This window comes from Acidiphilium sp. 20-67-58 (genome assembly GCF_002255515.1).
Classification (GTDB): Bacteria; Pseudomonadota; Alphaproteobacteria; order Acetobacterales; family Acetobacteraceae; genus Acidiphilium.
Genome location: NZ_NCAS01000004.1, coordinates 1 through 13,143, shown reverse-complemented (window position 1 = coordinate 13,143; position 13,143 = coordinate 1). Strand labels below are relative to the sequence as shown.

The window sequence follows — 13,143 nt, the reverse complement described above, 5'->3', positions numbered from 1 at the left end:
GATGTTGATGACGCCCGATCCCACTCTTTTCGCCGAGGATGCCGCGACCGTTGCCGCCGCCACGCGCGCCGCCGGCACCTCGTTCTATCGTGGCATGAGCGTGCTGCCGGCGCCGCGCCGCACCGCGATGTATGCGATCTACACCTTCTGCCGGGTGGTGGACGACATCGCCGACGAGGAGGCGCCGCTCGCCACAAAGCGCGACGGGCTGGATGCCTGGCGCCGGCGGATCGACGCGCTACCGGAGGGCGGGGATGACGCGGTCACCCGCCTGCTGCGCGATGCCTCGCTGCGCTACGCGCTGCGGCGGGAGGATTTCCACGCGATCATCGACGGGATGGAGATGGATGCCGGCGCGCCGATCATCGCACCCGACATGGCCATGCTCGATCTTTATTGCGACCGCGTGGCTTCGGCGGTGGGGCGGCTGTCGATCCGGGTGTTCGGCGAGGTTTCGGCCCAGGGCGACAGGGTCGCGCATCATCTCGGCCGGGCCCTGCAACTGACCAACATCCTGCGCGATGTCGGCGAGGATGCCGCGCGGGGACGGATCTATCTGCCGCGCGAGGCGCTGGAGGCCGCGGGGGCGGCCGCCGATCCGGCAACGCTGCTGGCCGATCCGGGACTGAAGCGGGCGATGGCCAAGATCGCCGGGCTGGCGGAGCAGCATTTCGCCGAGGCCGAGGCCGCGATGCGCGGCTGCGATCGCCGCGCGGTGCTGCCGGCGCGCATGATGGCGGACGCCTATCGGCCGCTGCTCGGCGTGATGCGCTTGTCGGGCTTCGCCCATCCCGAGCGTCGGCCGAGCCTGCCCGCCTGGCGCAAGCTGCGCCTTGCCGCCGAGCTTATCATCCGGACCGACCGGCGACGATGAGCCGCGTCCATGTGATCGGCGCCGGCATGGCAGGACTGTCCGCCGCGACCGCCCTTGCCGCGCAGGGACGGCAGGTCGTGCTCTACGAGGCGGCGAAATGGGCGGGGGGGCGCTGCCGCTCCTATGACGACGCCGCCCTCGGCTGCCGGATCGACAACGGTAATCACCTGCTGCTGTCGGGCAACCGCAACACCATGGCCTATCTGCGCCGGATCGGCGCGGAGGACACGTTGACCGGGCCGGACCGGCCGCTGTTTCCGTTCATCGATCTCGCCTCGGGCCAGGCCTGGACGCTACGGCTGAACCACGGAAAGCTGCCCTGGTGGGTGCTGCGCCGGGACTGGCGGGTGCCGGGGACGAATCCGCTTGACTATCTCGCACTCCGCCGGCTGGAGCGTGCCGGACAAGATGACCTCGTCGCCGGAATGCTGGGCGGACTCGGCACGCTGTATGAACGGCTGCTCGAACCGCTGGCGATCGCCGCCCTCAATACCAAACCGGACATCGCCTCCGCAGCACCGCTCGCGGCCGTGGTGCGGGAGAGCCTCGCGCGCGGCGGTGCGGCGACCATGCCGCGCATGCCGGAGGTCGGGCTTTCGGAGAGCTTCGTCGATCCCGCCCTCGCCTATCTGCGCGCACGCGGTGCCGAATTGCGGTTCGGCGCGCGCATTGCCGGGCTGACGATGGCGGATGGGCGGGTGAGCGGCCTCGCCGGCCCGAATGTCGATGAGATCATCGGCGTGGAGGATGCGGTCATACTGGCGACGCCGCCCTGGGTCGCGGCCGAACTGCTGCCCGGGCTCGCGGTGCCGCAGATGCACGAGGCGATCGTCAACCTGCATTTCCGCGCTGGAATCGCTCCGGGGCCGGCCGGGTTCTACGGGCTGATCGGCGGCACCGCTGAATGGGTGTTCGAGAAATCGGAGGTCGTGTCGGTCACGATCAGCGCGGCCAATGACCGGCTCGGGCAGGACACGGACGAACTCGCCGCCGAGGTCTGGGCTGATCTCCGGCGTGGTTTCGGGCTGCCGCGGACAATGCCGCCCTATCGGGTGGTAAAGGAAAAACGCGCGACCTTTGCCGCAACGCCGGCGCAGCTTGCCCGGCGGCCCGGCACACGCACCGCACTCGCTAACCTGAAACTCGCCGGCGACTATACCGCGACAGGCTTGCCCTCGACCATCGAAGGGGCGATCCGGTCGGGCGAGTCGGCCGCGCAAGAGAGCTGACCGCACCTTTCGGGTTTGTGGAAACCCGAAAGGTGCTGGCGGGCGCGTGCTTCGCGTTGCAATGCAGCAACATTCCGTTTCAAGCGAAAAATCAGAGATTTAGACTTATTCGATGCGTTTTATCAACGAACTCCTGGCGCACCGGGAGCTTTGCAAATCTGCAACACTGGTCGCGGGTTAGTTCGCCGCCCCGGTAATCCGGCTATTTTTGCTTGACCGTCGGTGACTTAACCGGAATGCTTGACAGTAATTTGTAAGAGTCACGGCGCACAAGAATGGCGCCGGTATCGGGAGGCAACGGGAAACGGCATGCGCGCGTGCGGCATGACTGATTATCCGGGCGATCGTTCACGACGCGATCATGGGTCGCGCGCGATCGAGGCGAACCGGCGGATCATCGAGAAACTGCTGCAGCGCCAGCGCGATGCCGCCCATCGACGCCGCGGTGGCGCTCATTTCGGACACGACGATCTCGACATCGCGGTAGATCGCGGCGAGTGCGTTGGCTTCCAGGGTTTCCATCGCCGCGGGCAGCAGGAATGGCGCGAGCTGCGCGAGGCTGCCCCCGAGCACGATCCGGCGCGGGCTGATGATATTGATCAGGTTCGCAAGGCCAAGGCCGAGATGACGGCCGGCTTCGGCCATGACCGACCGCGCCACCGCATCGCCGGCCTCGCAGGCCTGGCGCGCCGCCGCGACATCGGCCGCGCGATGGCCGCGGGCGGCAAGATCGCCCAGGATCGCGCGTTCGGACACATAGGCCTCGAAGCAGCCACGCCCGCCGCAGCCGCACGGACGCCCGCCGGGAACGATTTTCATGTGGCCGATTTCACCGGCGAGCCCGTGCGGGCCGCGATAGAGCTCGCCCATCAGGTAGAGGCCGCCGCCGATGCCGGATCGGCCCATCACATAGATGAAATCGGCAATGTCGCGGCTGGCACCGAACAGATGCTCGGCAAGGGCCGCGGCCTTGACGTCGTTTTCGACGCGGACGGGGACTTTGATCCGTGCCGTGAGCGTGCCGGCCAGATCGAGGTCGCGCCAGCCGATATTCGGGGCGAACACGACACGGCCGCCGGTGGTAACCAGCGCCGGTACCGCAACGCCGACGGCGAGCAGCGTGCTGCGCGGCGCCCGCAGCGAGCGCAGGGCGGCGGTTATGCCGCCCCGCACGGCGGTGATCGCATCCTCGGGAGAGGTGCTGCCGGGCACGACGAGATCGCTGCAGGCAGCGCCGTCGATCGTCGAGATCAGGATGCGGATGGCATCGGGCTCGACGCCGATGCCGGCGAGATAGCCGGCACGGGGATCGAGGCTGAGCGCCGTGGTCGGCCGACCGGCGCGCCCGGTCGGCGCCTCGGTGTCGCGACGGACGATGCCGCCGGATTCGAGATTGCTGATGATGATTGAGATGGTCGCGGGATCGATACCCGAAATCTGCGAGAGCTTCTGCTGCGAGATGCCCGGATTCTGCCGGATCATGTGGAACAGCCGCGCCGAGTTGATGCGCCGGACCAGTGCCGAATTCACGCGCGCCCGGGTCATTCCCCCTCCCCTGGCGGCCGGATCATCGCGCCCCGCCGGGCTCGAAACCGACACCATGAATCTTTCTTGACATTGAAAACGCTCCTCTCTACTGGTTTCTTAAAGAGTAAAAATAATTCGTGCAAGCGACAGTCAGAGCGCACCGCACGGAGAACAGACAGGGACGGAACGATGCCGGTTGCGGCAATTGAACGACAGCATCGGGTTTGCGGAGACCTGCGCGCGGCACAGCCTCAGCGCGTATTCCACGCGGCATGGCCTGGCGCGGCCATCGCCACCGTCCACCCGCCGCAGATGGCGAAGCGGCGGGCCGGATCCGCGCGCACGGCGCGGATTTCGCCAGCAAAAAAATCTTTCAACATGGAGGTCCAACCATAATGCGAAACATCGGCAACCAGGCGGGCAACGCCCCGGCCCGGTCTGCGACGCGGAAGCTGCGCCACGCCGCATGCGCCGCGGGCGTGATCAGCCTTTTCGGTCTCGCACCGCTGGCGCACGCGCAAAGCCTCGGCGACGCGCTGCGGCAGACCACATTCCAGGGCATGGTCGGCGCGATCCACTTCGACTATGGCAATAACGGTCATTCGAGCAAGAGCACGCACTCCTTCGCGATCGGCGGGCATCTGATCGCCCATACCGGCTCGTTCGACGGGTTCAGCGTCGGCCTCGGCGGTTACACCGCGCAGTCGCTCGGCCTCTACAGCAAGAACAACGCCAGCGACCGGGTGCATTATGACGGTGAACTCACCGGCTCGCATTACGGCATCCAGTCGTTTCGCCAGGCCTATCTGCAGTATCAGACGCCGAAAGTGGAAATCCGCTTCGGCCGTCAGCTGATCCAGACGCCCTATGCGAACCAAGATTACTACACGTTCAACCCCCGCGCCTTCATGGGCGTTGCCGGTGTCGTGAACGTGCTTGGCGATGGTTCTAACAAGGTCGATGCCGGGGCGCTGAGCCTCGATGGCGATCCGGCGGCGTTCAGCGTCTTCATGACGCGGATGTTCACCTATGAAAGCCGCTATTCCAGCTCCTTTGTCGCCAACAACCGCTATTCCGGCACCAAGCCGACCAACGGCTTCATCGCGATCGGCGCGCGGTATCATGGCGATGTCGGCTCGACCCAGCTGACGGCGCAGGCATGGTATTACGATTTCTACCAGTACGCGCAGCTCGTCTATGGGCAGCTCGACCTCGTCCAACCGCTGGCCAACGGCCAGGCCATTTTCGGCTCGGTGCAGGCGCTGACCGAAGGCAACTCGGCTGGCAATGCTTCGAGAATCATGGCGTTCACCAGCAACAGCTCGAACTCGATCAATGCGCATGTGTACGGCGCCAAGCTCGGCTATTCGTTCGGTGATGGCAGCATCGCGCTGATCGGCAACTATGCGCCGACCGAGTACAACTCGTTCCATCATGGCGGCGTGCTCCACCCGTATAACGACAATACCGGCACGAGCTTCACCGACACGATGCAGAACGGCGTTCCGAATCTCGGGCCGGGCTATGCGTATGGTGTGACGACCAACTACGACTTCCTCAACAAGAAGCTGAAGGTTGGCGTTACGTATGTGCGCTACCTCGTCCGCTACGGCTATGGCGGCGATGCACAAAACTATACGAGCTATGCTGGCCCCTACAGCTTCCCGAATGCCAACTACATCCCGAACCAGCAGCTCTGGGCGCTGGACGCGAATGCGTCGTACGATCTGTCCTCGATCCTCAAGGGGCTCTCGGTGGCGGAAGATACCGACGTGACCGTCGCGGAAAACCGGGCGGGCTATACGGGAACCGCGCGTTACAACAACCCCTACTTCAGCAGCCGCTTCTACCTCGAATATAATTTCTGAGGTTTCCGGCGAACACGACGCGCCCGGGCCAACCGCCCGGGCGTTTTTTTTGCGCTGGATGCGGTTCGCGACAGAGCATGTATCGATCCCATCGGATCGGATGCCATGCTCCACATGCTGTTGATATCGAGAGTGTTTCTACCCGGTTTCATGACCCGATCTGATCGGATGATGTTCTGGACCGCGCTGCGCTACAGGACTGCCGGTATGTCGTCCCGAACCGGCGCCAAGCCGATCGACGCCGGAGGGGCTGGAATGCCTGCCGTCGAAATCCAGCCCGACGCCTTACAGATGCTGGCCGCGCTCCACCAGAAACTGCGCCGGCAGGACGTGCGCGTCGACAAATCGCAGTGTCATCAGACGGCCGTTCCAGTAGGGTGAAAAGCACAACGGCTGCTGCTTGCCTTTCAGGCTCCAGCACGCATCCTTTGAATTGACCGACTGGACGCCCGCCTCATCGACGACACGACCATCAGCGCCGACCAGCCGCATGGTGAGTTGGCCACCTGGCGCGACATAGATCGAGGTTCGCCCGCCATCCGCGAGCGGCCGATACAGTGTGTTGCCCAGGGTCAGATGCAGGAAGCCGACTTTCGTCAGAGGCTGCCCGTAATTCGAATAGCCGTTCCCAAGGCCGGGACCGGATGCTGGTGCTACCGCGCTTGCGGATGTTGCGGCATGCGAGGGCGCAGGCTGCCCGCCGGTTTGCAGGCCATGGCCCGACATGCAGCCGCCCAGCGCCAGAGCAGGGATAAGCCATACGACATGGCGCAAGCCCGGCAGGCGCGGGAGACAGGAAGTGCTGAGACCACGTTCCGCTTGAAACATCTTCACTCTCATTCCGGTATCAGATCCGGCAGGTTATCGTTGAGCAGCGAACGCATCCGCTCGCACTCCCGTCGCCTCCGGCGCCGGAATTCAGTGGACAATATTCAGGCTGACATTGCCAGAAGATGCGGGATTCGGCGCGGATATCCGACCTGGCCCCACTTCGTCCCACAGCAGGACGGCGTTGCCACCCTTCGATTGCGGCGAGAGCGACGGGGCGACCGACGGAATACCTTGCGCCGTGGCCGAGGACATCTGCTGAACCGAGAGCGGTGACAGCGGCAGGCCGATCTTCTGGATGGTGACGAGCTCGATATGACCGGCGGGCCGCCCTATCCGATCGATCCCCTGCGCCCGCGCAAGCCCGGGGGCCAGCGCGCCGAGGGCGACCGCCAGCCCGAGCAGGAGGCGCAAGGAAGGCGAATTGCCCGGTGCTCGGCGGAGCGGACTCACGTCTCTATGCACTTTTTGCATCATCGAATTCCATCTCACCGTGGCAACAGGGACTGTATCACATGGTTGGACTGGGCAGCGTTCACGAGTTGGGTCTGCATCCCGCTGATGTCGATGTTGAGCGTGCGGGTTTGCTGGATGATCTGGCCATTCACCGGGTTCTGGATCAGCGTCGACATTCCAGCGGAGCCGACCGTATTGGCAATCGTCGTATAAAGCTGCTGACCCGATACCCCACCGCCGTTGCCGCCCGCCTGCGGAACGAGGCTGGTGAAGGTCGTGCCCGTCGGCGTCGAACTCTGCGTATTGATCACGCCGGACGGGTTGGCCTTATTCCTGACATCGCTGAACGAGGAAACCGGCAGCGGGGTCTGGGACGTGGCGGAGAAACTCTGCCCGTTCAGGGCGCTGCTGACTGTGTCGGGCGCAACCTGGCGGAAGGCCGGCGAAATCTGCTGGGTCAGGTGATTGATGTCGCCTGAAAGGGTCTGCACAGCTTGGCCGTTGACCAGCGTCTGGATCGAAAAGCCGAAATCGATCCCGATACCGCGATCATTGGGCAGCGAAAACCCGCCGCGCATGCCGGCAAGCGCCGTATCCGGCACAATGGCCATGCCGCGCGAGGGAAAAGCGGCGGCGCTGGTGGAAGCGGCAATACCCGGCGAGACCCCGCCGGACGGACTGTCCGCGGCCGATGCCCGGCCGGGAGCGAGAGGCAGGAGACTGGCGGTACCCAGAAGCATGATCAGCATCGAGCGTGACATGACGCGCACCATTTCCCTAGAATGTATTTTGCAGCTGCCAGCCGTTGGCCGGCAGTCCGAGATCGCGAAGCTGGAAGTGAGCCAGGGAGACCGGCGGCTGCGGCACAGCCTGCCAGACCGTCGGATTATTAAAGGCGAGCCTCGCCTGCGACAGATCGGAGGTGATGGCAAAGAAAATGCCACTCCACTGTTTCGCGAAGGTGGCGACCGGTTCTGCCCGCAGGCCAAGGCTGGGATCGGAGATCAGCACTTCGCCGTTGCTCACCCCGCGGACGAGAACGAAATGATGGTAGCCGTGATAGTCGATCAGAACGATCGCCGGCACCCGAATCTGGCTCAATTTCGCAAGGCTTGCCTTGAACCCGTTCGATGGAATGTGATGCCTTGCGAGATAGTTTTTCATGTCGAGCAGGGAAAAGCCGAGCCGGCGGATCTTCGCCTGGTCGCCATGCCGATACATGCTTTTGAAAACCGATTCCTCGGTGACCGGCACGTCATAGACATAAGTCAGCAATGTCGCGAGCGCCGCGGAGCCGCAGGAAAAATCGTATTTCTGATGCACCGTGCTGGTGAATTTCATGTCCTGCCAGCTGCGCACTTGCATATGTGTGCCGCTGATCGCGGTGTTGGGCAGGGCAAACTGCAAGGCATCAGCCCTGGCCTGCACGGATGCAAGGCAGGACGCCGCAATCAACGCCACGGTTCCGGCAAACCTGACAAACGTCCCTGACATCGCGCCTCGCCCCCGACCGCAGCTCAGTGATTGAGCGTGATGTTCACGACCGTCGAGGTCTGGAACAGCGCGTTGTTGCCGGTATTCTGGATGACCGTGGTCAGCCCCTGATTGCCGGAAACCGAATTCGTGTTGGAAATCGTGCCGGTGGTGCCGGACGCGGTGTTACCGAAGGACGTTGCCGAAAGCTGGCTCGCCGGAATGTCCCGACCATGCGAGGCCGCCAGCGCCGAGGTGGACACCGGGGTGCCGAACAGATTGCCGCCGCCAGCTGCATATCCGGCAACCGGAAGTGCGAACACCGCCATCGAGATGATGCAAAATGCTTTGATTGTTTTTGCCATGGACGCCGCTCCTGAGGAAAATGCGTGCACACCCGCAGGATGTGCACGCCAGGCTGACAGGCGGTATTAGCGAACCGCAGCCACCGAAACGGAGTTCTGGATCAGGCTGTTGGCGCCGGCATTCTGCGAGGCCTGGAGCACGCCCTGCGCACCGTTGAAGGAGCTGTCCATGTTCACCTTCGCCGAACCGTTCGCGAGGTTCGCGGTGTTGCAATAGACGCCGCCACCCTGCACCGCGACGGCAACCGCACCGGCCAGCGTGTTGCTGCTCGCGGCGGTCAGCTTCACCGTGCCGACAGCGGTCGAGTTCTGCATCAGGCTGTTTGCGCCGGAGTTCTGGTTGACGTTGATCACGCCATTGGCGTTGTTGAACGAACCATTATCGATCGTCGACGACGCGTTGCTGCTGTGTTCACGGGCATAATTGCCCGCAACGTAGCCGCTGTTGCCCGAGGCGGCGAGCGAGCCGGCCAGCGTGCCTTCGGTGCCGTTGATCGGGCTAACCGCCGCAACAGCCGCGGAGTTCTGCAGCAGGCTGTTGTTGCCGGCATTCTGGTTCAGCTGGCCGACGCCATTGAAGCCCTGGTACGAGTTGCTGACCGTGGCGGACTGGGTCACCGTGCCGTCGTCATTGTCCCAGCCACTGCGCGGGCCAACCTCGTCCTCGTTGCCCATCACGCCGCCGTTATTGCCGGCGAGCGCAACCGCAAGGCCGCCACCAATCGTGTGGCTCCGGTTCGACGGGTTGTGCACATAAGCAAGGGCCAGGGTGTTCTGCAGCTGGCTGTTGGCACCCGCGTTCTGAGCCTGGTTCGAGACACCCTTGGTGCCCGAGTTGTAGGAATTGCTCAGATTAGCCGAGCTGGTCTGGCGGTGCATGTTGGCTTCGTTGCCGCCAACGTTGCCGGAATTGCCGGCGGCCGCCAGGGCAACATACGCATCGATGGTCATCGACTTGGTGGAATGACCACCATTCTTGCCGTTATGACCCGAGCCGCCATCGTCACCATTGCGGGCGAAAGCAATAACCGGGGTCGCTGCAATGATGGAAAGGGCCGCGCCCATCAGAAGAATTTTACGCATGACAATAATCTCCACTTCCCTAAGGGTTGGCCACGCCATTTTCTTTGACGAAGCCCTTGTTACATTCATTACAAACTGATTTTTCATTCAGCCTGTATTTTTTATCTAGCAACCATCGTGCCAAGGTTATTTGCTTTTTTATTTTATTTGTTTTCAATGATTTTTAGATTTTTTAAAGTATATTTAAACGTGAATACAATTATCTTGGCTGGAATGTTACGTATTGAGTTACGTCTTTGGTGTCGGGTCGGCGTAACAGTCATGATCGTACTGGCGGCATTCGTTACGAATGTCCTGGATTGTCTGATCGAGCTTGAACCTCTCGATCAGGCGGTAGATCGTCATTCTGGAAATGCCGAGATTCTCTGCAGCTTCGGTCAGGTTGCCGCCGCAGCGGCGGATCATGTCGACCAGCTCGCTGCGCCGCTCGGTATTTGAACGGCGTCGATCCGCACGAGGCCGCCGCACCGTGTCATTTGCCGGGCTCGGCGGCTGGATGGGCGCGGGTGCCGCGACCAGATCCGGAACGAAGCCGTCCTCCAGATCACCGACATCGATCACGTCATCGTCGCAGACCACAACCGCCCGCTGGATCGCAGCCATCAATTCGCGAATGTTGCCGGGCCAGCCGTAGGACAGGAGGCGACGCTGCGCCGCCTCGGTGAAATTCATCTCGTCCCGCCCCATTTCCGCGGCAAACTTGCGCAGGAAAAATAGCGCGAGCGTGAGGATGTCATGCCCACGCTCACGCAGCGGCGGGCTGTGGATCGTCAGCACCTTGAGGCGGAAGAAAAGATCGCTTCGGAACGTGCCCGCTTCGATCAGGCTGGCGAAATCCACATTGGTCGCCGAGACGATTCGTACATCAACCGGGATCTGATCGACCCCGCCGACCAGCTGGATCGTCTTTTCCTGAAGAACGCGCAGGAGATATCCCTGCATGTCCGCCGGCAGATGACCAACCTCGTCGAGAAACAGCGTGCCGCCCTGCGCCGCCTCGATAATGCCTTTCTTGCGGCTCACCGCGCCGGTGAACGCACCCTTTTCATAGCCGAACAGTTCCGACGCGATCAGCGTCGGCGGGATCGCGGCGCAGTTGATCACACGAAACGGACCGTGTGCCCGCGGTGAGCGATCGTGGATCGCGTGCGCGATCAGCTCCTTGCCGGTCCCTGTCTCGCCGGTGATCAGAACCGGCGCATCGCTCGACGCATATTTGCGGATCAGGTTGAATATCGTGCGAATTTGCGGGCTGTCGCCGACGATGCACCGCTCGGAGCCAGACTGGAGCACCGCGGCGATCTTGGCCTCGTCGATTTCTCTCTGCACATCGCTGCGCCCGCTCGTGCTGGAGGGAAAGGACCCACGATAGGCAGCGGCCGGAGATCTCTCAGAGTATCCCGTGCGTATCATTAAAAAGATTCTCCGGTCCCAAAATTTATGTTTAATCCTGTCCTCGTCTTAATAATTACGCGTCACTGATGACGCAACACATTTTATACGTGTGTGACAAATTAAGAGATAACTTTGAGTAGAATTCGGACGTATTTTCATATTTTTTTAGGAATATAACTTTCCCGAAACATCCGGAAAATAACACAATCGAAAGTTGTGTTACGTTGTCGTGACGCCGCAATGGTGTCGAATTTCACCATACGCGGCGCCAGGAAACACCGGCCTTCCCGCTGAAAATTAACTTAAATCAATATGTTGTTTAATTATCGAGATGGCATCAAAATTGCTTAGGGAAATTTTAGAACAGAAATCTCAATTTTTATCCGTATCTGCCGAGTGCAGATCAAGACAGGGCGAGGCAAACAATGAAACAAAAAACAAGAATTCTATTTGGGATATCGTCGGCCTTGATTTTCAGCGTTGCTGCGCACGCCGGGAATCAGTCGATCGAGAATTATATAAGTCTTGCCGCATCTCAGAATAACGCGCGCTCGATCCATAATTTCTCGAATGATGGTGGCGTCAATATCGCCGGACAGTGGCATTTCATCGCCTCTGCTGTGTCGAGCCGATCGTTCAACGAGAGCGCGGGGATTGGAACCAGCAGCCAGAATGCCGGTGCGAACAGCGTGCTGCAGAATGCGGTCTCGCTCGCATACATCACGTCCTGCGGAATCTGCGTCGGACCGACGATCGGCGGGCATGGGGTGGTGATCGGCGCGGCCAGCAACATGGCGATTGCAGCCGGCAATCACGATTACCCCGGATATGGACAGGCAAACCCGGCATCCTCCGGCGGGCAGCCGGGAAATAATGGCGGTTCAGGGACCGGCACAGGTTCCAGCGGCGGAACCGGGTCAGGGACCGGCACAGGAACCGGCGGTGGAACCGGATCAGGGACCAGCACGGGTTCCAGCGGCGGAACCGGATCGGGGACCGGAACGGGTTCCAGCGGCGGAACTGGATCGGGGACCGGCACGGGTTCCAGCGGCGGCACCGGGTCGGGGACCGGAACGGGCTCCAGCGGCGGAACCGGGTCGGGGACCAGCACGGGTTCCAGCGGCGGAACCGGGTCGGGGACCGGAACGGGTTCCAGCGGCGGAACCGGGTCGGGGACCGGAACGGGTTCGAATACTCAAAGCGGAGGGACGCCGGCTAGTTACGGCCTCACCGCACAGGGCAGCGATCCCTTTGCCACCGTCAGCCAGTCGTTCAACAACGATGTCGGTATCTTCTCCATCAACCAGAACGGCGGTGCGAACAGCACGGTCCAGACAGCGACGACCGTGGCGGCGCTTCAAACCAAGGGATCGATCGGCGCCGCGGCGGCCGCGGCAAGCGCACGGAACTCGGCGCATGCCCGGCGAAATACGTCCTACAGCATCGACACACCCACAACCTCGACAGTGCAGAACAGCATGGATCACTCCACCGGCGTGTTGAGCATTGCACAAAACACCGGATCGAATTCGATCGTGCAGAACGCAACGTCGGTCAGCTCCATCGGCATGCAGAAGGCCAACACCCAGATGCTTGCCATGACCGCGGCGGCGTCGTTCAACCAGGCATCGGTCAGAGGCAATTACGCGTCTTCAATTGACCAGACGAACGGGGTGTCGATGGACCAGTCCTTTAACGGGACCAGCGGCGTTCTGATGGCTGCACAGAATGCCGGTGCAAACTCCATCATTCAGAACAGCGTCTCGGTAGCGTCGATCCGCCCGTAAAGACGGCGCGGCAAGGGCTTTCCGGATCCGGCGGGATCCGGAAAGCGATCATGCGTCATGGCCGGAACTCACCGAGCCATGACGTACGACGATTGAGCAGCGTCAGCACGAAAAACGCGCAGGCCAACAGAGCGGCACCCAGAGCGGCGCCCGCGTAGATAGTCACCTGTGAAAAAGCGAACTTCGCTGATCTTGCCGCGATGTTTTAGCGGCGGGCAATATTGGGATTTGCAAGGTGTGGGAGACCTGAGTGGAAAA

The 13,143-nt window shown here is 62.1% G+C and carries 12 protein-coding genes; 4 read left to right on the top strand and 8 right to left on the bottom strand.

The window, feature by feature from the left end; all coding sequences use genetic code 11:
* Nucleotide 1 precedes the first annotated feature (1 nt).
* Together hpnD and hpnE are read left to right on the top strand one after the other, a co-directional pair.
* Complete coding sequence (gene hpnD / locus B7Z76_RS02635; RefSeq protein WP_291341976.1) at nucleotides 2-874, top strand: presqualene diphosphate synthase HpnD; 873 nt, start codon at nucleotides 2-4, stop codon at nucleotides 872-874.
* Nucleotides 871-2,103, top strand: coding sequence for a hydroxysqualene dehydroxylase HpnE (hpnE, locus tag B7Z76_RS02630; RefSeq protein WP_291341974.1), 1,233 nt, complete (start codon nucleotides 871-873; stop codon nucleotides 2,101-2,103). Before hpnD ends, hpnE begins: the two co-directional genes overlap by 4 nt.
* 348 nt (nucleotides 2,104-2,451) lie before the next feature.
* Here the strand turns inward: hpnE and B7Z76_RS02625 are convergent, their stop codons facing one another.
* Nucleotides 2,452-3,648 (bottom strand): ROK family transcriptional regulator, encoded by a 1,197-nt coding sequence (locus tag B7Z76_RS02625; RefSeq protein WP_174502828.1) that lies wholly within the window; start codon nucleotides 3,646-3,648, stop codon nucleotides 2,452-2,454.
* A 377-nt stretch (nucleotides 3,649-4,025) separates the two neighbouring features.
* On the opposite strand from B7Z76_RS02625, the gene B7Z76_RS02620 reads away from it, so the two are divergent.
* Complete coding sequence (locus B7Z76_RS02620; protein WP_291341972.1) at nucleotides 4,026-5,498, top strand: hypothetical protein; 1,473 nt, start codon at nucleotides 4,026-4,028, stop codon at nucleotides 5,496-5,498.
* A 285-nt stretch (nucleotides 5,499-5,783) separates the two neighbouring features.
* Here the strand turns inward: B7Z76_RS02620 and B7Z76_RS02615 are convergent, their stop codons facing one another.
* The 7 genes from B7Z76_RS02615 to B7Z76_RS02585 all read right to left on the bottom strand — a co-directional run bounded on the left by B7Z76_RS02615 (nucleotide 5,784) and on the right by B7Z76_RS02585 (nucleotide 11,032).
* Nucleotides 5,784-6,326 carry a hypothetical protein gene (locus B7Z76_RS02615; RefSeq protein WP_291341970.1) on the bottom strand — a complete coding sequence of 181 codons (543 nt, stop codon included), beginning with the start codon at nucleotides 6,324-6,326 and terminating at the stop codon, nucleotides 5,784-5,786.
* Between the two features lie 90 nt (nucleotides 6,327-6,416).
* Entirely contained in the window at nucleotides 6,417-6,779 is a 363-nt protein-coding gene (locus B7Z76_RS02610; RefSeq protein WP_291341968.1) for a hypothetical protein, read from the bottom strand.
* A 35-nt stretch (nucleotides 6,780-6,814) separates the two neighbouring features.
* Nucleotides 6,815-7,531, bottom strand: coding sequence for a hypothetical protein (locus B7Z76_RS02605; protein WP_291341966.1), 717 nt, complete (start codon nucleotides 7,529-7,531; stop codon nucleotides 6,815-6,817).
* A 28-nt stretch (nucleotides 7,532-7,559) separates the two neighbouring features.
* Nucleotides 7,560-8,243, bottom strand: coding sequence for a C39 family peptidase (locus B7Z76_RS02600; protein ID WP_291341964.1), 684 nt, complete (start codon nucleotides 8,241-8,243; stop codon nucleotides 7,560-7,562).
* A 56-nt stretch (nucleotides 8,244-8,299) separates the two neighbouring features.
* Nucleotides 8,300-8,620, bottom strand: a complete 321-nt coding sequence (locus B7Z76_RS02595; protein WP_174502834.1) for a hypothetical protein — start codon at nucleotides 8,618-8,620, stop codon at nucleotides 8,300-8,302.
* A 66-nt stretch (nucleotides 8,621-8,686) separates the two neighbouring features.
* Nucleotides 8,687-9,703 (bottom strand): hypothetical protein, encoded by a 1,017-nt coding sequence (locus B7Z76_RS02590; RefSeq protein ID WP_291341963.1) that lies wholly within the window; start codon nucleotides 9,701-9,703, stop codon nucleotides 8,687-8,689.
* A 228-nt stretch (nucleotides 9,704-9,931) separates the two neighbouring features.
* Nucleotides 9,932-11,032, bottom strand: coding sequence for a sigma-54-dependent Fis family transcriptional regulator (locus tag B7Z76_RS02585; protein WP_236656265.1), 1,101 nt, complete (start codon nucleotides 11,030-11,032; stop codon nucleotides 9,932-9,934).
* A 491-nt stretch (nucleotides 11,033-11,523) separates the two neighbouring features.
* Between B7Z76_RS02585 and B7Z76_RS02580 the strand changes: the two genes are divergently transcribed.
* On the top strand, nucleotides 11,524-12,885 hold the full coding sequence (locus tag B7Z76_RS02580; RefSeq protein WP_291341961.1) for a hypothetical protein: 1,362 nt from the start codon (nucleotides 11,524-11,526) through the stop codon (nucleotides 12,883-12,885).
* The last annotated feature ends 258 nt before the right edge of the window (nucleotides 12,886-13,143 follow it).

Bases quoted from the DNA above. Each gene is read 5' to 3' on its own strand.
- B7Z76_RS02615 (WP_291341970.1), bottom strand. From the start codon at position 6,326: ATGTTTCAAGCGGAACGTGGTCTCAGCACTTCCTGTCTCCCGCGCCTG.
- B7Z76_RS02605 (WP_291341966.1), bottom strand. From the start codon at position 7,531: ATGCTGATCATGCTTCTGGGTACCGCCAGTCTCCTGCCTCTCGCTCCC.
- B7Z76_RS02590 (WP_291341963.1), bottom strand. From the start codon at position 9,703: ATGCGTAAAATTCTTCTGATGGGCGCGGCCCTTTCCATCATTGCAGCG.
- B7Z76_RS02595 (WP_174502834.1), bottom strand. From the start codon at position 8,620: ATGGCAAAAACAATCAAAGCATTTTGCATCATCTCGATGGCGGTGTTC.
- B7Z76_RS02620 (WP_291341972.1), top strand. From the start codon at position 4,026: ATGCGAAACATCGGCAACCAGGCGGGCAACGCCCCGGCCCGGTCTGCG.
- B7Z76_RS02580 (WP_291341961.1), top strand. From the start codon at position 11,524: ATGAAACAAAAAACAAGAATTCTATTTGGGATATCGTCGGCCTTGATT.
- B7Z76_RS02625 (WP_174502828.1), bottom strand. From the start codon at position 3,648: ATGACCCGGGCGCGCGTGAATTCGGCACTGGTCCGGCGCATCAACTCG.
- hpnE (WP_291341974.1), top strand. From the start codon at position 871: ATGAGCCGCGTCCATGTGATCGGCGCCGGCATGGCAGGACTGTCCGCC.
- hpnD (WP_291341976.1), top strand. From the start codon at position 2: ATGTTGATGACGCCCGATCCCACTCTTTTCGCCGAGGATGCCGCGACC.